We start from the raw sequence: 23,737 nt of genomic DNA, 5'->3' as shown, positions 1-23,737 counted from the left end.
AATGAATCTAAATCTAAAATCCATTAGTAAAATGAAAAAAATTAATTTTTTAGCGATTGCTTCTTTGTTTTCAATGCTTGCAATATCGTGCTCTAGCGATGATGATTTCAATCCAGAGCCAAATCCTACGCCAGAAGGAGAGGAGATAACAAAAACTGGTATTTTAACTGAAGATGAAACTTGGACTGCTGAAAACATCTATGTATTAGATGGTAAAGTAGTTGTAAATGATGGTGTTACACTTACAATTGAACCAGGTACAATTGTTAAAGGAGCTGAAGGACAAGAGTCTTTAGCGTCTGCTTTAGTAGTAGATCAAGGAGGTAAATTAATGGCGGAAGGTACTGCAAGTCAACCTATTATTTTCACATCTGTATTAGATGGTATTGAGGCTGGAGAAACAAAAGGTACATTATCTACTTCAGATACTGGATTATGGGGTGGTGTTATTGTTTTAGGAAAAGCACCAATTTCAGTAAACGGAGATGTTCAAACAGCACAAATTGAAGGTATTCCTGCTACAGAATCATACGGGCAGTATGGTGGAACTGATGCTGCAGACAACTCAGGAGTAATTAAATACATTTCTATCCGTCATGGTGGTATCACTATTGGGCAGGATAACGAAATTAATGGTCTAACTTTAGGTGGTGTAGGTAACGGAACAGTTATCGAAAATGTTGAAGTAGTAGCAAACCAAGATGATGGTATCGAGTGGTTTGGTGGAACTGTAAATGTTACTAATGCTATTGTTTGGTCGCAAGGTGATGATGGTTTTGACGCAGATCAAGCATGGTCTGGGACTCTAGATAACGGAGTTGTTGTAATGGGTTCTGAGTCTGGAACAGCTTTAGAGTTAGACGGACCAGAAGGTTCAGCTTCTACTGAAGATGGATTTACAATGAAAAATTTAACTTTAATTGGAGCAGGTACTTCTAGTAAATACGCTGATTTAAGAGATGGTCTAATTGCAAACTTAGAAGGAGTTTACGCATACGGTTTTGGTGCTGATGCTACAGTAAGTGTAAATGGAGCTGACTCTGCTACAGAATTAGCAAACGACAGAATTAAGTTTGCAGATTGGGAAATTGTTTTACCAGCTGGAACTGTAATGAACAACATTTTTGCTGGAGATTATAATGATGGAGATGAAGATAAATTTTATAGTAATGCAACTGCAGTAAGTGAAGGTTCTGTAGGAGCAAATTTAGATACTTTTAATTGGACACTTGCTGCTATTGATGATGCAATTCCAACTGAGCCACTTGGAACAACAATTTCTAAAACAGGGATTTTAACTGCTGATGAAACTTGGACTTCGCAAAACGTATATGTTTTAGATGGTAAAGTGGTTGTTGGTGAAGGTGTTACACTTACAATTGAAGCTGGAACTATTATTAAAGGAGCTGAAGGACAAGAGTCTTTAGCGTCTGCTTTAGTAGTAGATCAAGGAGGTAAATTAATGGCAGAAGGAACTGCTGATGAGCCTATTATTTTTACTTCTGTATTAGATGGTATTGAGCCAGGTCAAACAGAAGGTACACTTTCTACTTCAGACACAGGTCTTTGGGGAGGAGTTATTGTATTAGGTAAAGCGCCTATCTCTGTAAACGGAGATGTAGAAACAGCACAAATTGAAGGTATTCCTGCAACTGAAACATATGGACAATATGGTGGAACAGATGCTGCTGATAATTCAGGAGTTATTAAATACATTTCTATCCGTCACGGTGGTATCACAATTGGTCAAGATAACGAAATTAATGGTCTTACTTTAGGAGGTGTAGGTAACGGAACAGTTATCGAAAATGTTGAAGTAGTAGCAAACCAAGATGATGGTATCGAGTGGTTTGGTGGAACTGTAAATGTGAAAAATGCTTTAGTATGGTCTCAAGGAGATGATGCTTTTGATGCAGATCAAGCTTGGACTGGAACTCTTGATAACGCAGTTGCAATTATGGGAACTGAGTCTGGTACAGCTTTAGAGTTAGATGGTCCAGAAGGTTCAGCTACTACTGAAGGTGGATTCACTATGAAAAATATCACTTTAATTGGAGCAGGTACTTCTAGTAAATATGCTGATTTAAGAGATGGATTAATAGCAGATTTAGAAAATGTTTTTGCTTACGGTTTTGGAGCTAGTGCTACTGTAAATGTAAACGGAGCAGATTCAGCTACAGAATTGACTAACGACAGAATTGCTTTTGCAAATTGGCAACTTATTTTACCTGCAGGTACTGTTTTATCAGATGTTTTAGCAGGAGATTATGCTGCTGGAGATGAGACTAAATTTACAGAAAACGCAACAGTTGTAACGGAAGGAACTGTTGGAGCAGATGTATCTGTGTTTTCTTGGACAAGTGCTTCAATTGCAGATGCACTTTAATCTCAAATACAATTAAAACTACTTTATAAAAATGTCCAAAGTCTTCTTTTATTTTAGACTTTGGACATTTTACGGAATTAAAACTAAATATATAAATTAAGTAATAATGCTTAAAAACTTTTTATCATTTGTAGTACTTACCTTGGCCTTTTCTCAAATGGCTTTTTCGCAGCAAGGAGTTGTAAAGGGTAAGGTTATGGACGGAGAATTTAATGATGTACTTCCTTTTGCTAATATTTCAATTAAAGGAGAAAGTAAAGGTACTACCACAGATTTTGAGGGTGCTTACTCTTTAGATGTAAATGCAGGAACCTATACCGTCGTATTTTCGTTTATTGGATATACTTCTCAAGAAATAACAGATGTTGTAGTAGAGGAAGGAAAAACGGTAGAACTTAATGTTACATTACAACCATCATCAGCAGTGTTAGATGAAGTAGTAGTAACTACAACTGTTCGTAAAAACACTGAAACCTCTGTGTTAAACCTACAAAAGAATTCTGTGACTTTAATGGACGGATTATCTTTGGAAGGAATTAAAAAAACTGGAGCTAGTAATATCGCTTCTGCTATTAAACGTGTTCCAGGGGTGTCAGTTCAAGAAGGGAAATATGTTTACGTGAGAGGATTAGGAGATCGTTATACCAAGTCTATTCTTAACGGAATGGATGTGCCAGGTTTAGACCCAGATAAGAACACGTTGCAAATGGATATTTTTCCAACAAACATCTTGGAAAATATAATCGTTTTAAAATCTGCTTCAGCCGATTTACCTGCAGATTTTACAGGAGGAGTTGTAGATATTATTACTAAAGATTTTCCAACTCAAAAGCAAATGTCTTTTTCTGCATCTGTAGGGTATACACCAAGTATGCATTTTAAAAGCAACTATTTGTCTTATGATGGAGGAGCTACAGACTTTTTAGGGTTTGATGATGGAACAAGAGATTTGCCATTTTCTGAAAATGCAAATATTCCAAGTCCTTCAGATCAAGCAAACAATAGTGTTTTAGATGATTTTACTCGTAGACTTGATCCAAATATGGCAGCACAAGAAAAAACTTCGATGCCAGATTTTAGCTTAGGTTTTAGTTATGGAAACCAATTTGATATTGGTGAAAATAAATTAGGAGTGATTGCTTCTTTAGATTATAAAAATGAAACAGAGTTTTACGAAGGTTTCGAAAACGGGATTTATCAAAAAAACCCTGAAAGTGATATTTACGAATTACGTTTTGATAGAAGACAACGTGGAGATTTAGGTAAAAATAATGTACTTGCATCGGCTTTAGCAGGATTGTCTTTCAAAACGAAGCGTTCAAAATACCGCTTAAATTTGCTTCATATTCAAAATGGAGAAAAAAGAGCTGCAGTTTTTGACCAAAGAACTGAAATTTCAAATGCAATTGATGTAGTTAAAGACAACTTGGAATATACACAAAGATCGGTTAGTAATTTATTACTATCAGGGAAGCATACCTCACAAGATGCATCTTTTATTACAGAGTGGAGTGTGGCTCCTACTTTAAGTAAAGTTAACGACAAAGATGTTCGATTAACTACATTTATTGTACAGCCAGATGGTTACAGTATAAGTTCAGACGCTGGATTTCCAAATAGGTTGTGGAGAAACCTTGAAGAGGTTAATGCTGTAGGGAAATTAGATTTCACAAAGAATTACAATTTATTCGACAATAAATCAATACTTAAATTTGGAGGACTTTATAGTTATAAGCAAAGAGATTACTCTATTAATAACTATAATATTGCATTTTTCGACTTTAATACATCAAGTTTAAATGGAGATCCAGATGCGATTTTAGCTCCAGACAATATTTGGACACCAGAGAATAATTCTGGTTCGTATATTAGAGGTAATTATCAGCCAGCAAATACTTTTGATTCTAATCAAAATACAGCCGCAGCTTATGTGTCTAATGAGTTTAAATTTGCTGAAAAATTTAGAGCTATTTTAGGATTAAGAGCAGAGTATTTTACAACTTTCTTTACTGGACAAAACAATACAGGGACAGAAGTTTACGATAATGAAAAAACAATTGAAGAGTTAGATTTCTTCCCTTCAGCAAACTTAATTTATGAGTTTAAAGAAGGTAAAAACTTTAGAGCTTCTTATTCTAGAACTACTGCAAGACCAAGTTTTAAGGAATTATCTGTAGTACAAATTGCAGATTTATTAACAGGAGTAATCTTTTTAGGAAACATCGATTTGCAGCCTACATATATTGATAATTTCGATTTTAGATTCGAAATTTTTGGAGACCAAGCACAAATGTTTGCAATAAGTAGTTTTTATAAGAAGTTTAAAAATCCTATAGAAATTGTAGCTTATGATATTACGGCTCCAAATCAATTTACACCGAGAAACTCTCCAGAAGCAGAAGTTTTAGGTATTGAATTAGAAGCAAGAAAAAATTTCGGTTTTATTTCTGAAGGGTTATCAAATTTGAGTATTAACCTGAATGTTTCTGTAATTGATTCTGAGATTGAAATGGCAAAAGGAGAAGGTCAAGAGTATGATTCTAGAGTTATATTTGCCAGAGATGGAGAAACAATAGACGATAAACGTACACTTCAAGGACAATCACCATTTTTAATTAACGCTGGGTTGAGTTATAACAATCGCGAGAGTGGTTTTGAGACTGGAGTTTTTTACAATGTACAAGGTAAAACGTTAGAAGTAGTTGGTTTTGGTCAGAATCCAGATGTGTTTACACAGCCATTTAATAGTTTAAATTTTAACTTAGCTAAAGCTTTTGGAAAAGAGAAAAACTCTAAGATAAGTTTTAAAATGGATAACATTTTAGATGCTAAAAGACAAAGTTTTTACGAGTCATATGGAGCGATGGATCAAAACTTCTCATACAGAGAACCTGGAATGTCACTTTCTTTAGGATATAGTTTGAGTTTTTAAAATTAGCTTTAAAATATATTTTCAAACCACCTCGCTTTTTGCGGGGTGGTTTTTTTATGTCCTATAAGTTTTATTAGCTTTTAAGGATAGCTTACTTTTGCATAGATAAATTTTAAGTATGCATACAGAAACTGTGTTTAATATATCTTCATCAACCAACTTTAATCAAGTTGCACTTGCAGTTTTTCAATATCAATATGCAAACAATAAAGTTTATCGAGAGTTCTGTAATCATCTAAATAGAACACCAGAATCTGTAAACTTGGTTACCGAAATCCCTTTTTTACCTATTCAATTTTTTAAATCTCATGAGGTTTTAAGTACAGCAAATACGCCAGAAATTACTTTTACCAGTAGTGGTACTACAGGAAGTTTAACTAGTAAGCATTTGGTAACCGATTTAAAAGTGTACGAAGAGAGTTTTAGAAAAGGTTTTACTCATTTCTACGGAAATATAAAAGACTATACAGTTTTAGCACTTTTACCCGCTTATTTAGAGCGGACAGGCTCTTCGCTTATTTATATGGTGAATGATATGATTGAGCAGTCTGAAGCTCCCGAAAGTGGTTTTTATCTTCATAATATAGATGAATTGGCACAGCACCTAAAAACATTAGATACGCAAGGTAAAAAAGTATTGTTGATAGGGGTTTCTTTTGCTTTGTTAGACCTTGTTGAAGCGTATAGTTTCAATTTGAAAAACACAATTGTAATGGAAACTGGGGGCATGAAAGGCCGTCGAAAAGAGATGATTCGTGCCGAGTTGCATTCGGTTTTGGCAGAAGGTTTTGGAGTTTCTAAAATTCATTCAGAATACGGTATGACAGAGCTTTTGTCGCAAGGATACTCCAAAGGCGATGGCGTTTTTGAATGTCCTCCATGGATGGATATTATCATTCGCGATCCAGAAGATGCGCTTACCATTTTTGAAGACGGAAAGTCGGGCGGTATAAATGTAATCGACTTAGCCAATATCAATTCATGCTCTTTTATTGCTACGCAAGACCTCGGACGAAAACAAGGCAATCAGTTTGAAGTTATTGGGCGTTTTGACCATTCCGATATTCGCGGTTGTAATTTGATGGTGCTCTAAATTATTTCAAAATAAAATATTGTTGATAATGCTATTTTAAAAGCTACTTAGCGAAATAAAAACTCCCATTTCGTTGAAAAAGCGTAATTTTGAATTTAGCTAAAAAGGAAGGATATATTATGAAGCAAAAAATAACGCTTAAAGAAATTTCGAGAAGATTTAATGTTTCAATTTCTACAGTATCAAAAGCATTAAAAGACAGTCCAGAAATTAGTGAAAAAACAAAAGAAATTATTCAGGCTTTTGCCAAAGAGCATCATTATAAACCTAACAATATTGCGTTAAGTTTAAAAAATCAGAAAACAAAAAACATCGGAATTATCCTTCCAGAAATTGTACATTATTTTTTCTCTTCTGTTATTACAGGAGTGGAGCGTTTGGCAACTGCAAAAGGATATAATGTTATTGTTTGTATTTCTAATGAATCTTTCGACAAGGAAGTTATCAATATGCAAATGTTGGCAAACGGAAGTATCGACGGTTTTATCATGTCGCTTTCTAAAGATACCGAAAAGAAGCAAGATTTTCATCATATAAATGAAGTTATCAATCAAGGAATGCCTGTGGTAATGATTGATAGAGTTACCGAACAAGTAAATTGCGATAAAGTAATTATCGATGATTTTCATGGTGCCTATAGTGCTGTTCAGTATTTAATTGAAAGCGGACGCAAACGTATTGCTTTAATTACAATGCCAGATTATATGAGCGTTGGAAAGTTGAGAACCGAAGGCTACAAAAAGGCACTTACCGATGCAGGTATTGAAGTTGATGAGAACTTAATTGTTAAGGTAGAAGATTTTTATAGCGGATTTGAACCTGTTGAAGAATTGTTTAAAAACCATGAGGTTGATGCAGTGTTTGGAGTAACCGAATTTTTTGCGGTTTCTGCCATGAAGATTGCTCAAAAAATGGGGAAATCAGCACCAAAAGATGTTTCAGTTATTGGTTTTACTGACGGAATTATCTCTATCAGTAGTAGTCCGTCATTAACCACCGTAAGTCAGCATGGAGAAGAAATAGGAGAGAAGGCGGTCGATTTACTGATAAAGCGTTTGGAAGAAGACGATTTTGAGTCGCGCCCATACGAAACTGAGATTATAAAATCTACTTTAGTAAAAAGAGAGTCTACGATTTAAAAGAAAAGCTGTCTTAAAAGTTTAATTTTTCGTCAAACTGAGTCAAGCTCAGTTTCTCATCTTGCTAAAAGCTAATTTGGTGAGATTCTGAAATAAATTTGGAATGACGTTTTTAAAAATACTTTTAAAACAGCTTTTTTTAGTTTATAAATAGTTTTTATTGTATTGGGATATAAACTTCAGTTTTCCAATGTAAAGCATTGCCTCCAAAATTAGGATTGTTATGAAATTTTTCAATAACGCTTTGTTTTAGGTTGATAGCGTTATTTTCAGCATAATCATAAATTTGAAACCAAGCATGATGTGAGTACATATAGTTGCCATTAAAATCTGCTTTTATTGCAGGAATGGCTTCTAATTTTCTGTAAAAAATATCTGGGTTTTGAGGTAGTTTCTCTGCACCTTTAAAAGGAAAACAAAAATCCATATCGATGGTGTTTTTTTCTTTATTAAATTGATTAATAATCACCATAGGTCTTCCGTCGGGTTGCAATTGGTTTTCATGAACAAAATCTGCTATATAATTGTAGTTTCGCATCATGTGTTGCGCTTTATTTTCAAGAGTAGTTTTAGCATTGACACAGGCACATTCTTTAGAAGGAGAATCGCTTTCGCCAACTACTTTTACTTTAAAAGTTGAAAGATTTAATTCTAACTTACGTATAAAATTGAGAGCTATTTCTTTTGAAGTTTTTTTAAATTCCGTATTGAAAAAAGGAGCTGAAAACCTATTAAAAGCACTCTTGGCCGGTTGTTTTATTCCCAGATTTACTTTGGTGACAGAATCATTAATAGCTTGTATATCCCAAAACAAAGTATAATTATTGTTATTATAATCTAATTTTTGTGAGATAGAGGTGTAAAGCGTACTATCTATGGTGGTTGTTTGTATAGAATCGTTTGTTTTTTGCCAATTTGAAATACTATAAAAAATGGTAGCAGGACTTGTTTTTACTTTAAAACGGTAAATATAGTCGCTCTGTTTAAGGAAAAAATACCAACCGAGTATACATACAGTTATAAGAATAAAGAGGCTGATTAGTCTTTTCATTTATAAGTAATTATTTAAAATTAATAAACCTATTTAAAGTGAATTGTTAAAATGGAATATTATTTATCTGAACGCATATTAGATAGTTTGTTTATTACAAAATCTCCCAAGGAACGCCCTTGTTTTAATCCTTCGTCGATAGCGGCTCTGTAATGAATTCCGCCATACAACCTACTCATAGCAGCTTCACTAGAAGCATCATTAAAAGATTTAAATGAACGGATGGGTATTCCGTAAGGAGTTTCGGTATCATCGTCAAAATAAAAATTATCGCCAAAAATTGAGGTTAAAGTTTTTGCAGCAGCTCCCGATACAACAGAGTGCCCGCTGGTATATTCTGGAAATGGAGGTGTTTGTAAAACAGGTTTCCAATTTTCGTCAATATATTGGTTTATTACTGTTTCTGGACGGATAAGATTACTTCTATATTTTTCGTCCCAACAACTTATAAAGGCATCAAATATAGAAATGGAAGTTTTGGTATAGGCAAAAATTGTTTCATTATAACTTGCATTTGTTTTTCTACATGCAATTTTGGTGATGCCAATCCAATGGGCTCCAGGGGTTATTTTTTTAGTTGCAAACATTAAGTGTCCTTTGGTTACAGATACATATGGGTTACAGTCCCAAAATTGTGCTATAGCAATTTCTTCAGATTCGTCTCCTTTCTTCGTCATATCATTACGAACTTCGTATACTTCCATGACTTCTTTATAAAACTGACTATCCTTTTCTAAGGAAAAAGTTGGAGGGGGTATTGGTTTAAACTGCGCAGACGAATCTATCACAAGAGTTCTAATTTTCATCCAATGCGGTTCAATTCCGTCCATGTATGAAGGTGGGGTAGGTTGCCAACGTGCTGGATTGTCAGTGTTTACTGTAAATTTAGGCATTGTTCGGGTTTGCTTGTAGTTATCTTTATTCATCCATTTTTTTATATGGGAAACTACTTCCATAGCATACGCTTCAGATTTTTCGAATTCCTCTTTGTTCGTTTTTTTCCAATTATGGTATAGGCTGTCTTGATATGCTTCAATTCTATCTTCAGAAAAAATGAGCGCCTTACTTAATTCTAAGTGCGCAATAAGTGCACTCACGTTAAAGTTAACATTTGTACTGTCTTTAGGTTGTGGTATGGGTTGTAATCCATTTAGGGAGCCAGCGAGCGAATTGAATTTAGAATCATTTAATGCAATGATTTCATATGCAGCTATATTTGGATATACAAAAATGCGACTCGAAACTGTAGGGGAAAATATATCATGTATCATGACTTCCACAACTTTGTCGATGGCTTGATGCATGTTTTCTGAAGTAACTTTTATGGATTCTTTTTTATTAGAGCATGCCGATATACATACTAATAGGATACTTAAAAAGAATAGAGAAATACGTTTCATTTATCAATTGTTTTTTAAAAGGTAAAGTTCTGCTGAATTATTATTAATGGTTACCAAAAGGTATTTTTGATGGTTAAAATTTAGAATGTTTAATTTAGTCACTACTTTGTTTGATAAGTTTAAACCTAGTTCTGGAGTTAGTTTTGTAGTCGTATCATTTATAATTAAAGCCCCAGGGAAAGCATCAAATCTACCGTGAAAGGGTTTTACCCCAAAGTAATTTCCGGCAGCCAACACTTCTTCTTTGTTATCATTATTAAAGTCATGTTTAATAAATGTGTTAATAGGGGCTGTTTGTAAAGGTTGCTCAAAACTATGGAATTTAAATTTTCCATTTATATTTTCAAGCCAACCAGACTCCAAAGTATGAACCTCAAAAAGGGTTGCTAGGTTAAGTAAATTTTTGTCAAAAACTTCATCGATTTTTTTTTCAGCAAACGATTTATAGTTTGGAAATTTTTTACGCATAAGGCTAACGAGTTGTTCGGAAAGCTCGTCGAAATTTGCTAATGTATAATATGCTCCATTTTTTTCTGTCGCAATTAATGTTTCCGTGCGTTTGTTGTTATCAAAATCTGCATAGTACATACGCATTGGATATTTTTTTGAAGCGTTGAACTTAGAATTAGTCCCCCAATTTCCGAGTAAGTAATCGTTGTCTCCATCGTCATCCATATCAAATTCTGTAATACTTCTCCAAAGTCCGTTAAGCTTTTCTTCTGAAGGAAATACTTCTTTGAATTTGCCATTATTATTGCTGAAAAATTTAGGAGGCATCCACTCGCCAACTATAATTAAATCTTTTGTGCCATCATTGTTAAAGTCGCTCCAAATGGCGTCGGTAACCATTCCTACTTTTTGAAGCGCATCATTTTTTACGACTTCAAATTTTCCATCTTCATTTTTTAGAAGACAAGAATTTGGAATAGCCCCAAAGTCGTATGAAACAGTGTGACTGCCTACAAAAACATCCAAGTAGCCATCGTTATCAAAGTCAAATGGTTTTATAACTGAGGTGTTTTCAAACAATGTATTAAGAGTCTGTTTAGTAAAAGAACTGTCGTTTTTAAAATAGATGATATCGTTTAGCGGTTTGGATTTTCCGTAGAAATCTCCTCCTGCATTTCCTGCGAAAATATCATTAGCACCATCGTTGTTGAAATCTTCAATACAAGCCACTACGGTTTCCAAGATGGAGTCTTTTTTTATAAGCTTATTGGTATTATTAATAAATCCTGTATCAGTTTGAATGTATAGTTGTGAAGGTTTAAATTTAGAACTTCCGAAGAAAATATCATCTTTACCATCACCATTTAAATCCCCAATTGCAGTTGCGGGACCTCGGTCGGAAATCTGATAAGGGATTAATTTTTGTCTTAAAAAATCAATATAATCGTCTTCTTCGTGTTTGAAATCAATTCCTAAATTCCCTTTTACTTTTTTGAAAAGTTTAGATTGCTTATTTTTTAGCGAATTATAATCAAAAGAGTTTCTCTTTTCATTTGGAGAAATAATTAATGTTTGATTGACTTCAATGTTTTTTAGCGTTTGAAATGTTTTATCTGGCCATACTATTACTAGCGAATCTACGGGGGTGTTTGTAGGAAACCCGAAGTGAATAAAAGGTTCGGAAGAAGCTTGAAAGCCACGTGCTGTGTATAACTCTTTATATTGTAAACTGCCTTTTTGGTATGCAAAAACTTTCGTTCCAATTGCAAAACTATTAGGTTTAGGATGTTTAAATTTTAGCTTTAAATAGCTTCCGTTTGTATTCGTTTTATTAATGTATAGTGTTGCAGGTTGGTTGATGTTGTTTGTTACTATATCAACATCGCCATCGTTATCAAGGTCTGCCAAAGCTGTTGCGCCAGAAATCAATGTGTCTTTAGAAATCCATTTTCCAGATTGGTCTTTAAAATATATCTTTTTGGAGCCTTCAAAAATAAAATTGTGGTAATTTCCAGAAGGCATCATATCAATAGCGTTTTGGTCGATTAACTTCGAATTGTTTAGCTTTTTCCGAATTTGTTCATTTGAAATATATTTAATGTAGTCTAAGTCATTGGGGCGTTTAGGGATGCCATTCGAAATAAAAAGGTCTTGCTCTCCATCTTCATTAAAATCGGCAAATAATGCACTCCAACTCCAGTCGGTGGCGGCTATACCACTCATCAAAGCAATTTCAGAATAATTTCCATTTTCATTATTCAGCTGGAGCATATTTCTTGTATACTGATAATGATAACCAAGTTTTTCGGTGCGCATTTGTAACATTTGTACGTTTTCATCTCCTGCTGAAGCTTTCAAAACACTTTCATTGTCTGGAAGCATATCTAAAGAAATGATGTCTGGTAGCCCATCGTGATTTAAATCGGCTACATCGCTACCCATGGAAAACCTACTTATATGTCCGAAGTGACTTTTTAAGCTTTCAGAAAAAGTTCCATTTCCGTTATTTATGTAGTAATAGTCGTCTTCATGAAAATCGTTACTTACATAGATGTCTGGAAATCCATCTTGATTAAAATCGGAAACTGCTATACCCAAACCATAACCATTTACACCTCCAAATATTCCAGCTTCTTCGCTTACATCTATAAACTTTCCGTTGTCGTTACGCAAAAGTTTATCGCCAGTAGCATAATTTCTATTTTCACGAAGACTGGCCTTGCCGTAGGACTCTTGCGTATGTACAGCATGATTTAAAAGATAGATATCTAAATCTCCATCTAGGTCATAATCTAAAAAAGCTGCAGAGGTGCTAAAGGATTTAAAATCCAATCCATAAGCTTTAGCACTTTCGGTAAAGGTATTATCTCCGTTATTGATGTAAAGTTCGTTATGCCCTGTAAATTGATTAATCCCTACAACAGCACAAACATAAATATCTAATAGTCCGTCGCCATTAACATCGCCCATTACAGCGCCAGTATTCCAAGAGCTATTGCCTTCTATACCTGCGGATGTGGAAATGTCTTCAAATTTTAAGTTTCCTTTGTTGAGGTATAATTTATTCTTCACTTGATTTCCTGAGAAGAAAATATCTGGTAAATTATCATTGTTAATATCGCCAACAGCTACTCCGCCACCATTGTAAAAATAGAGATAGTCGAGGATGTTTAATTTATTGGTTTCAGTAAGCGTGTTTTTAAAACTTATACCTGTTTCCTTTTCAGAAGGGTTATAAAATAGGGTTCCCTCCTTTTTACAGCAGGTTAAAATGAATAGTGTTAATATATATAAATAGCATCTATTCATTGATTTTAAATATTTTTGGTTGTTCGTTATTAATAGCAACAAATAAATAGGTGTTGCCAGAAGCATCTTTAAATTGCTCTATTTTTTTAACTTCACCTTTTACGAAAAAACCAGATGTGTTGTAATCTTTCCATTCAAAATTTCCTGAACCATCACCTAAAAGAACAGTACCATAGTTGGCATCTAGTCTTGAAAACTGCGGCTTAAACTCGTAATTGTTTCCTGCCATGATAAGGTCTATGTTTCCATCGTTGTTAATGTCGGTTGCGGTAATATCACAAACACATGAAAGTTGAACTTGATTGGGAAGTTTTTTTATACTGAAGTTTCCACTTCCATCGTTAATTGCAATAATAGACTCTGAAATAGTGACTTCTTTTTTAATAGAGCGGTCAAATGTTTCTTTTGGAAATAACTCTTGAATAGATTTTTTTGAATATTCAGAAGCTTTTAAATTTTGTTTTTTTAAGGAAGCCAATTGTGCTGTCAACTCTTTTTTCATATGGATAGGCATATCCTTTCCGTTGATGGAGTGTGTTACTATTTGCTCAATAGTTCCATTATTGTCATAATCGTTTATAAACATGCGCATCGGAGCATTTTCTGTAGCTTTATAAGCGATGTTAGTTCCTTGATTCCCTATAATTAAGTCCATGTCTCCGTCTTTGTCAACATCTACACTTTCAATAGTATTCCACCAACCGCTGTACTTATCTAAATTAGATTTTTGCAAGGTTAATCTGCGACCTGAGTTTTTTAAAATTTTAGGAGCTTCCCAATCGCCAACGAATACCAAATCTTTTATAGTATCTCCATCTGTGTCAACCCATTTAGCATTGGTTATCATCCCTGCATCTTTTAGGTCATAGGCTTTAATTTCTGTTACATCTTTAAAAGTTCCGTCGCCTTGATTTTCAAGAAAAAGGTGCTTAGGGTTGATACCGTAAGTACCTGGGACACTTCGAGCCCCAATAAAAACGTCAATATCATTATCGTTATCAAAATCGTAAGGAGCAATTACAGAAATGTTGTGGAAAGACGATGGTAATTCATAATTGCTCGATGTAAAGTTGCCTTTCCCGTTGTTAATGTACAAGCGTACTTTGTAGTGCGCGGCATCTGCTTTTTCATTACCTCCTGTACCGACCATCAAATCGAGGTCTCCATCTTGGTCTGCATCAAAAAAAGTAGCATAGGTATCTTCTAGATGTTTAGCATCTTCAAATACTTTTTGAGTTACTTTTTTGAGTTTTCCATTGCCTAAGTTAAGGTATAGTTTCCCTGACTGATTTTTTGCACCACCAATATATAAATCTTCATTACCGTCACCATCAATATCAGCACTTGCTACAGCAGGACCTTCTTGAGATGTCATTTTAGAAATGAGTCCTTCGTAATCAAAATCTACAAAGTTATTTTCTTTATGAGCCTCTATAACATTTGTATTTATTTCTGAAATTAAAGTGTTATAATCTTTTTTCTTCGGAATATTATAAATATCCACAGCCTCTGCTTGTTTTAAAGTGAGGGTTTGGTTTGTGTTTACAGCTTCTAATTTTTTGGTGGTATTATTTGGCCAAATAATCCTGATGGAATCTATCTTTTCAGTTTTTCCAACTCCAATAGTCATAGTATAATCCATGGAAGATTGGAAGCCTCTGTACGGAATATGCTCGTATAACAGTGTGTTGTTTTTTACATAAATTTTTACGGTTGAACCAATAGCAAACGTATTAGGGGCTTCTCCAATTAATTTTAGTTTTATAAAATTATTATCGGTTAGCTTTTCGCTATTGTTTTTGTATGTAAATGCTTGGTCATTTACATTGTTAACAATTAAATCTAAATCTCCATCGTTATCCAAATCGCCGTATGCAACTCCGTTGGACATACTCGGGCGGTATAGCCCCCAATTTTTAGTTTCGTCTTTAAATGTTAAATCGTGGTTGTTTTTAAAAGCATAATTTGGAACTGGTTTTACAGGCATTTTATCGATGATAGAATCGATAGCCTGCTTTTTTCCAGTTAGTGCCATTTTTTGAATAATTTCGTTGGCAAAGAAGTTTACAAAATCGATGTCTGTTAAATCGTGATTAATACCGTTGGCCACGTAAATATCTCGAAAGCCATCATTATCCATATCAAACAACACACCTCCCCAACTCCAATCGGTTTTTGCTACGCCACTAAAATATGCAGTTTCTGAAAAGGTGCTATTCCCATTATTTACCTGTAAAGTGTTTTGCATGTATTGCTGATAAAAATCTTTACTTTGCTTTAGTTTGAATATATCATATCCTTCAAACTCAGTAACTGTTTTAGTACGCTCATCTCCTTCAGGAAGCATATCGGTTATGAAAATATCTGCGAGTCCGTCGTTATTGATATCCGACATATCTACTCCCATCGAGGACAAACTTAGATGAGAAGTCCAATTTTTTATTTCTTCTTTAAAAGTTCCATCTTGATTATTTATGTAAAGGTAATCGCGTTCATAGAAATCGTTAGAAACATAAATGTCTGGGTAGGTATCTTGGTTAATATCACTTATCATTACGCCTAAACCAAAGCCTATCAAACTTCCGTAAATACCAGCTTCTTCACTAACATCTACAAACGTTCCATTATCATTTCGAAGTAGCATATCTCCAACACCTTTAAAAATATCTGGAACGCCTTCCCAATCCTGAGCTCTTACTTTTCTCTGTGCAGCATAGCCTAAACTACTTACAGGAATGTTGCTATTATTTAAAATATACGCATCTAAATCGCCGTCTTTATCATAATCAAAAAAAGCAGCATGTGTTGTAAAACCACTTTTGGCAAGGTTGTATTCGTTCGCTTTTTCAGTAAAAGTAAGATCACCATTGTTAATATATAAATCATTATCATGGTTGTTCCCTTCCATGTTTCCTGCATTAGCGACATAAATGTCAAGGAGACCATCACTATTTAAATCAACCATGGTGACTCCAGTAGACCATGGTTTATTACCACCAACACCTGCTTTATCGGTTATATCTTCAAACTTAAAATTCCCTTTATTGAGAAAGAGTTTGTTTTTACCCATGTTGGCAGTTAGATAAATATCTGGTAAACTATCGTTGTTAATATCTCCAATGGCAACACCGCCACCATTGTAAAAATTTCGATATTTAAATATATTGAAGTCTTTTTGATTTTCAATTTCATTAATAAAATCAATACCGCTGTTTTCGTGAGAAATAAGTGTAAATAATGTTTCTTCTTCGATGGTTTTACTTTCTTTATCTTCAGTATTACAAGAAATAAAAAGCACAAAAATGCAGTATGTAAAAATTATTTTTTTCATGGGATGGTTTTCTTTTCTAAAAAAATCGTCTTACCGTTATTGATTGTTACGATATTATATGTTTTGTCTTTAATTTTTATTTTGTTGATATCTCTGGCTGGTCCAGCAATGTCAAACTCTTGGTTTTGTAAAGCATATAAAAAACCGTGCTTATTGTTTAATAATAAGAGGCCGTGTAAAGCGTCTAACCTTCCTAATTGTGTGCTTACTTCATAATTGTTACCTACTAGCAATGCATCGTTATAACCATCATTATTATAGTCATCTATATGGATATCAAATACGCTTGAGCTTTGTGCAGAAAATGGTAATAGATGTTTTTCAAAAGTTCCATCTCCATTATTTTCAAAATAACACGAAGCAAGTTCTGTAACTGTTTTTTTGTAGGCTGTTTCTATTTTTTTCTTCGGAAATAATTCTGAAAAAGAAGCGTTGGCAAAATCGGAATAGGATAGAAATTTTTTATTGAGTATTGGAAGTTGTTTGACAAGTTCATCTTTTGATGAAAATGTAGTTTCCTCTCCTTTGTAAAAATATGTTACTATGGGTTCAATATTTCCATTGTCATCAAAATCATTGCTGTAAAGTGTAATAGGTTCTTTGTTTGATGCTTTTAATCGTGTGTTTAATCCCCAATTTCCAACTATTATATCTAAATCTCCATCGTTATCAAAATCGGTGACTTTAAGTGTGTTCCACCAACCTTTTACGTTATCTAGATTGTTTTTTTGGAGTTCAAGTTGTTCTCCAGTATTTAAAAAAATTGAAATTGGCATCCAATGACCAACTACAATTAGGTCTTTCAAGTTGTCCTGATTGATATCAACCCAGACAGCGTCTTGAACATTTCCGACATTTTGGAAAGCATGCGCATAAGTAGTTGTAATGTCTTTAAAATTACCTTTTCCGTCGTTTTGAAAGATGTATTGTTTTGAGGTTTTTCCAAATGCTTGAGGGATTCCATTAGAAGTGATGCAGATGTCTAAATCATTGTCGTTATCGATATCTACAGCAGTAACACTAGAAGCATTAATGAAAATGTTTTGAAATTGTATTGTGTCTTTTATAAAGGTGTTGTTTTTGTTTCTATACAGTCTTGGCGAAAGCGGTTTTCCAGTTATAAACTCATTGCCTGCACTAACAACAATTAGGTCTTTATCTCCATCATTATCTGCGTCAAAAAATAGATTATCAATATCTTCATTGATGGCATCTTCTGCAAAAAAATTGGTTTGCGTTTCTTCAAAAGAGCCATTTTCTTTTTGTATGTATAATTTTGAGCTTTGTCCTTTTGCTCCTCCTATAAATACATCGGTTAATCCGTCGTTATTTATATCTGCAATAGCGGTTTTTGGTCCTAGGTTGGTACTCGCAAAAGGAATTAAAGGATCTCGATTAAATTCGATAGAAGTATTATCTCGATGTAAAAAAGAAAAGAGGGGAGCGGTATTTTTTAAATACACTTTCTCGACTTTCTTTGCGTAATTGTATTCCTCTGTAGCATTTTTATACTGAACAACTATGGTAGTGTTTGCCTTAGTATTTGTTATTTTTTCAGTTTTCCCATCAGGCCAAATAATGCGTATTGAATCAATTTTTGTAGTTGCTCCTAAACCAAAATGAAGTTCTGGTGAAACTGCCGATAAGTAACCCCGAGTAATATAATTTTCAGCAGAAAGCTTTAAAGAATCTGAATAAACAATAGCTTTTGCTCCGATACCAAAAGTATTTTTGTCGCTTCCTTTAAATTTAATTTTTAAATAACTTCTTTTATTTAAAAGTTCTTGTGAATTATTTTTGATGATGAAAGCTTCCTCATTAACATTGTTTACCACAAGGTCCAAATCTCCATCGTTATCTAAATCAGCATAAACGCTTCCGTTGCTATAAGATGGATTTTCGGAGAGCCAATTACGAGTAACATTTTTAAAAGTTTGGTTGCCTTTATTTTTAAAAAAATAGTTTGGGACATGTTTTTTGGGAATCTCATTTATAAAGGCCATATCTTCTTTTTTCATGCCTTTATTGAGTCGTTTTTGGATATTATCATTTGCAATGAAACTGATAAAATCCATATCGTTGGTAGCCCCTAAAATTCCGTTTGTAATGTATACGTCTTTATAGCCATCATTATCAAAATCTGCGATAAGTGGCGCCCATGACCATTCGGTAGCCGAAATACCGCTAAGAAAAGCTGTTTCTGAAAAACTTCCGTTACCGTTATTATAATGAAGGGTATTTTGCATATACTGCGGTGCATAACCGTTTTTTAGATACCCGCTATATGTTTGAAAATTGTATTCTGTGCCAGATGTTTTAAAGCTCTTTAAATCTTCAGGAAGCATATCTAAAGAGAGGATGTCTGAAAGTCCATCGTTATTTAAGTCTGCTACTGCATTTCCCATCGAAAAATGACTTGTATGACCTAAACTGGTTTCATCTTTAGTAATGATATCTTTAAAAGTTCCATCTTTTTGATTTAGATATAAATAATCATTTTCAAAAAAATCATTTCCAATATACATGTCTGGATATCCATCATTATTAATGTCTGATACGGAGATTCCAAGTCCGTATCCAATACTTCCTTGAAAAATACCGGCTTCTTTTGAATTGTCAACAAAAAAGCCATTTTCATTTTTAAACAATTTGTCCCCAGCAAGCGTATCTATGGTAGTTCTCTTTTTCCCATTTCCATACATTCTGTTTGGATGTACCGAATGATTTAATAAATACATATCAAGGTCTCCATCGAGGTCGTAATCAAAAAATACAGCCTGTGTTGCAAAAGATGAAATTGCTAAACCATATTTTTTTGACTCTTCTTTAAAAGTAGGAATCTTATTTTCATTAAGCCCTTGGTTTACATAAAGTAAGTTATGACTGTTTTTGGAAAGACTGCCAACTTTAGAAACGTATATATCCAACCAACCGTCATTGTTTATATCGACAATAGTAACGCCTGTTGTCCAATTATTAGCATTGTTAATGCCCGCAGGTTTTGTAATGTCTTGAAATTTAAAATTTTGTTGGTTTAAATATAATTTATCTTCAGTTTGGTTTGCAGTAAAATAGATGTCAATCCATCCGTCATTATTAAAATCTGCAACTGCAACACCAGCGCCATTGTAATAATAGAGGTAGTTAAGAATATTAAGCGAAGGAGTACTAGTTAAACGATTATTAAAATTGATATTTGTATGGGAAGATTTCAAGTATGAAAAAAGTTTTTTCTCTTTATTGCATGCGCATAATAAAAAGGCAATGAAATAAATTAAAAACTTCTTATTCATGGTTTTTGAGGTGTTCTTTAGTTAAATACACATAAACATATAAAAAAGCTAACTTTGAGTTAGCTTTTTTATAAATAATTGTTTTGAAGAATTTTTTTATTACTATTTTGAACATCACTAAAATAAAAAGTTTTACCGTTTGTTGAGGTTAATAATAAACGAAAAAGATTAACGAAAAGTTAATAACCTTAAGCATTACCTAAAACACGCTTTTTTACTTATAATTTTAGTTCCTTAGTGTATAATATGCTGAATTTTAAAAAAGGATATATCGTTGTTTTTACCATCTCGGTACTCGGCTTAGCTTTTATTCAATATCAATATTTAAAAATTGGATTGAATTTGGCTAAAGTGCAATTTAACTCCAAGGTAGGACAGGCAGTACAAACCATCAAGCAAGATTTGGAAACCAATAATGAGCTTACTTTTTTAGTGGCACAAGCTATAACTAAAAATGATGCTTATTTTAAATTGAGTGTTGATAGTATTCAAGATGCGTCACGTTATTTTTTAAATGATTTTTTAGTTGATAGATTGTTACAAAACGGTATAAAATCAGATTTTAGCTATCGTTTATACACGAATGATTCATTGCTATATCTAACCTCACCAAATTACATAGCCTCTCAAGAGGAGCAACTTAATTTCCCAATAGTATTAAGTGGATACCTCCCAAAAGAATTAAATAAACGATTGATTTTAGAATTGCAGTTTGAAGATTTAAACAAGTATTTTTTTTCACAATTAAATGGATTAACGATTCCGAGTTTAATTTTTATAATAGCCATTATTTTAGTTGTTTTTTGGGTTTTACGTTCGTTTTATTGGCAACGCAATGTAATTACAACAACAAACCAATTTATCAATAATCTTACGCACGAACTTAAAACTCCAGTGTTTTCTATAGGGTTGGCTACAAAATTGTTAGAAGAAAAATCGGATGATAGTTTAAAACCTTTTGTGAGTATTATTAGAGAGCAAAACGATAAATTGAAAGTGCAAATAGAAAAGGTGTTAGACTTAGCTGGCTTGGAGCATGGAAAAAGTGTGATAAAATTTCAGTTAATTAATTTTAAATCGAATTTACTTGCTTTAGCTCAATCTTTTTTGAAACTTTCAGAATTAGAAGGAGTTAAATTTGATTTTAATTTTTCAGATGAGGACTATTTTATTTTATGCGAACCAAATCATCTTGAAAATGCAGTGTCTAATTTATTAGAAAACGCTAAGAAATATTCTAAAAATTCACCAGAAATACTGCTAAATACTTTTATTAGTCATAACTTTTTGCATATCGAAGTAAAAGATAATGGGGTAGGAATTCCTGAAAAAGAATTAAAAAATGTGTTCAAAAAATTTCATAGAGTAGGCTCGGGCGACCTCCACACTGTTAAGGGATATGGTTTAGGATTGAGTTATGTAAAAGAGATAGTGCGTTTGCATAATGGAAAAATTTCTTTGGAAAGTAAAATGAATGAAGGAACTACGGTAACTATTAAATTACCTATAAAGTTGAAAGGATATGAATAAAATATTATTGTTAGAAGATGATAACGCTTTAGGATATTTGTTGAGTGAATATTTGAAGATGAAAAATTTTCATTTACGTTGGATTTCCAATAGCACTGAGGCTTTAGTGTTGTTAGAAAAAGAAAAGTTTGATTTACTAATTTTAGATGTAATGATGCCTGAGATGGACGGATTTACATTGGCACAAAAAATAAAAGATTTATATCCAACAATTCCATTTATATTTTTAACGGCACGCTCATTAAAAGTTGATGTTTTAAAAGGGTTTTCCTTTGGAGCTGTCGATTATTTGAAAAAACCAATTGATGAGGAAGAGTTAGTCGTTAGGATACAAGCTTTATTAGCACGATTAAACGTGGCAGACTCCCCAACAACTTACGACCAAATTAAAATTGGTGACTATTGCTTTATGCCTAATGTACAGCAATTAAAATATAATGACGACTATACAATATCATTAACCAGTAGAGAGAGCGAACTGTTGCTGTTTTTATGGAGACATAAAAACCAACTAGCAACACATAAAGAAATTCTCACTACTATTTGGGGGGAAAATGATTATTTCAATAAAAAGAGTTTGAATGTTTTTATATCGCATCTTAGAAAATATTTAAGTAAGGATTCTAATATTTCTATTGAAAACATTCATAATAAAGGATTTTTATTTAAAGTTTTGGATTAAAAAAAGCGCTTCTAATGAAGCGCTTTTAAAATGTCCATTTTTATTATGTTTTATTGATATCCTTCGTTTTGAGTTAAGTTAGGATTGGTAATTATTGCAGTAGCAGGAATTGGGAATAATACTCTAAATTCTTCTGTATTATCTTTAAATTCCCAAGTATCGGTAAATTTACCAAAACGAATTAAATCATTTCTTCTCCAATACTCAGCATATAATTCTCTACCTCTTTCATCTAATAAATCTTGCTCGGTTAGTGATGTTAGAGGAGTTGCTTTTCTAATTGTCCTTAACTCGTTAACCATTGTCAATGGGTCATCACCAGAGCTTCCTCCGCGCATAATTGCTTCAGCTTTCATTAAATGAGCATCTGCATATCTAAACAATACCATATGGTTTGCAAAAGAGCCGTTAACTGGTCTGTATTTAATTAATCGGATTCCAGTGGTTTCATTATTTCCTAATAAACCTGGGAGTTCTTTAGTGTACGACAGCGGATTCCCTTGTCTGTCTTTTAAAGGTTCACCTTTTGGTCCGTATTGTTGACCAATTAAGAAACCTGCTCCGATATTTGAACCATCTTTGATACCATCTTCATCAATGTCTTTATCACTTCCAGAAGCCACAACACCCTCTGTAGGTACAAAACCTCTCCTTTCTTCTTGTCCAGAACCTGGGGTATTTATAGTTGGGTCTCCTTCAAATAAATCGTAAAATTCAGCAAGGGTTGTGAAACCATTCCATCCTCCACCAGTATTATCTGGAGCACCTTGGTTGTAATGTAATCCATTCCATATTCTCGACCCAATATCTGAAGTTGTAAAGAAAATTGTTTCAGTGTCCGTATCGCTAGAAAAAAGTTCAAAATACCCTTCTTGTAAATCAAATCCATCCGCTTTAATAGCGTCGACTAACTCCACAACTTGTGTCATGTCAGTAGCATTTGGAGTACCTGTACCTGTATAAATGTGTTTATTCAGCATTAATTTTGCTAATAAGTAACGGGCAGAAGCTTTCGAAGCTTTTACCAAATCACTTCCAGGGCCAACGCTTGGTAAATTCGGAATAGCTTCATTTAAATCTTTCACAACAAAGTCAAAAGCTTCACTTCTAGTCATAACACTAGGTAAAACGTCTGGTCCATCCTGTGGATTTCTAAAAGGTACTTGCCCAAAAAGGTCTATAACCCAAAACATACTATAAGCTCTTAAAAACTTAGCCTCAGCAGCTTGTTGAGGTGTAGGACTACTTAAAGGGTCAATAATAGTTGTTGCATTGTAAACATTTGAGTTCAACTCATTCCAAGTGTTTTTTATAAAGTTGTGAGTAGTACTCCATGTATGTCCATGCAGTGTTCTCCATACACCATTATCACCCCAGTCAGTTCCACGCGTAGGCACCAAAAATTCATCAGTAGAAACTTCAACTATTCCGTACATGTTTTCTTGTGTTTGAACCTGTCCTCTAATGGAGTTGTAAAGGTTGTCTAGGTTTTCTTGTGGTTTAACTCCTGTAAATTCTCCCGATAAATTAGGGAAGATAGAGTCGGTTTCTTCAATTTCTAAATCGGTACATCCAGTAGCTCCTAGAAGAAATGCAGCGATTATGAGATTGTATATATTATATTTTTTCATGAGTTCGATTT

Annotated in this window: 12 protein-coding genes; 6 read left to right on the top strand and 6 right to left on the bottom strand. The window is 33.6% G+C overall.

Annotation, left to right across the window (positions count from 1 at the left end):
- The first annotated feature begins 31 nt into the window (after positions 1–31).
- From JMA43_RS01230 to JMA43_RS01215, 4 genes are all read left to right on the top strand, one after another.
- A complete protein-coding gene (locus JMA43_RS01230) occupies positions 32–2,386 on the top strand; it encodes a hypothetical protein (protein WP_342154122.1) in 2,355 nt (784 codons plus the stop codon).
- Between the two features lie 106 nt (positions 2,387–2,492).
- A complete protein-coding gene (locus JMA43_RS01225) occupies positions 2,493–5,318 on the top strand; it encodes a TonB-dependent receptor (protein WP_342154120.1) in 2,826 nt (941 codons plus the stop codon).
- Between the two features lie 118 nt (positions 5,319–5,436).
- Positions 5,437–6,411 (top strand): LuxE/PaaK family acyltransferase, encoded by a 975-nt coding sequence (locus JMA43_RS01220; protein WP_342154118.1) that lies wholly within the window; start codon positions 5,437–5,439, stop codon positions 6,409–6,411.
- A gap of 119 nt (positions 6,412–6,530) precedes the next feature.
- The gene (locus tag JMA43_RS01215; RefSeq protein ID WP_342154116.1) at positions 6,531–7,550 is read left to right on the top strand and encodes a LacI family DNA-binding transcriptional regulator; all 1,020 of its coding nucleotides are present in this window, start codon (positions 6,531–6,533) and stop codon (positions 7,548–7,550) included.
- A gap of 157 nt (positions 7,551–7,707) precedes the next feature.
- Here the strand turns inward: JMA43_RS01215 and JMA43_RS01210 are convergent, their stop codons facing one another.
- Genes JMA43_RS01210 through JMA43_RS01190 form a run of 5 tightly spaced genes read right to left on the bottom strand, consistent with a single transcriptional unit; the run spans position 7,708 to position 19,883 of the window.
- The gene (locus JMA43_RS01210; RefSeq protein WP_342154114.1) at positions 7,708–8,601 is read right to left on the bottom strand and encodes a GyrI-like domain-containing protein; all 894 of its coding nucleotides are present in this window, start codon (positions 8,599–8,601) and stop codon (positions 7,708–7,710) included.
- Positions 8,602–8,660: 59 nt separating this feature from the next.
- Positions 8,661–10,001, bottom strand: coding sequence for a vanadium-dependent haloperoxidase (locus JMA43_RS01205; protein ID WP_342154112.1), 1,341 nt, complete (start codon positions 9,999–10,001; stop codon positions 8,661–8,663).
- 3 nt (positions 10,002–10,004) lie between these two features.
- Positions 10,005–13,259 (bottom strand): VCBS repeat-containing protein, encoded by a 3,255-nt coding sequence (locus JMA43_RS01200; RefSeq protein ID WP_342154110.1) that lies wholly within the window; start codon positions 13,257–13,259, stop codon positions 10,005–10,007.
- Complete coding sequence (locus tag JMA43_RS01195; RefSeq protein ID WP_342154108.1) at positions 13,252–16,590, bottom strand: VCBS repeat-containing protein; 3,339 nt, start codon at positions 16,588–16,590, stop codon at positions 13,252–13,254. Before JMA43_RS01195 ends, JMA43_RS01200 begins: the two co-directional genes overlap by 8 nt.
- Positions 16,587–19,883 (bottom strand): VCBS repeat-containing protein, encoded by a 3,297-nt coding sequence (locus tag JMA43_RS01190; RefSeq protein WP_342154106.1) that lies wholly within the window; start codon positions 19,881–19,883, stop codon positions 16,587–16,589. The genes JMA43_RS01195 and JMA43_RS01190 overlap by 4 nt, the downstream gene beginning before the upstream one ends.
- Before the next feature lie 246 nt (positions 19,884–20,129).
- Between JMA43_RS01190 and JMA43_RS01185 the strand changes: the two genes are divergently transcribed.
- On the top strand, positions 20,130–21,413 hold the full coding sequence (locus JMA43_RS01185) for a sensor histidine kinase (RefSeq protein WP_342154104.1): 1,284 nt from the start codon (positions 20,130–20,132) through the stop codon (positions 21,411–21,413).
- Complete coding sequence (locus JMA43_RS01180) at positions 21,406–22,095, top strand: response regulator transcription factor (protein WP_342154102.1); 690 nt, start codon at positions 21,406–21,408, stop codon at positions 22,093–22,095. Before JMA43_RS01185 ends, JMA43_RS01180 begins: the two co-directional genes overlap by 8 nt.
- A 50-nt stretch (positions 22,096–22,145) precedes the next feature.
- On the opposite strand, the gene JMA43_RS01175 is transcribed toward JMA43_RS01180, so the two are convergent.
- Complete coding sequence (locus JMA43_RS01175) at positions 22,146–23,726, bottom strand: RagB/SusD family nutrient uptake outer membrane protein (protein ID WP_342154100.1); 1,581 nt, start codon at positions 23,724–23,726, stop codon at positions 22,146–22,148.
- Positions 23,727–23,737: the final 11 nt, after the last annotated feature.

This window comes from Joostella sp. CR20, assembly GCF_038433465.1.
Lineage (GTDB): Bacteria > Bacteroidota > Bacteroidia > Flavobacteriales > Flavobacteriaceae > Galbibacter.
The sequence above is the reverse complement of the archived record's forward strand: the minus strand, read 5'-3'. Positions and strand labels throughout refer to the sequence as shown.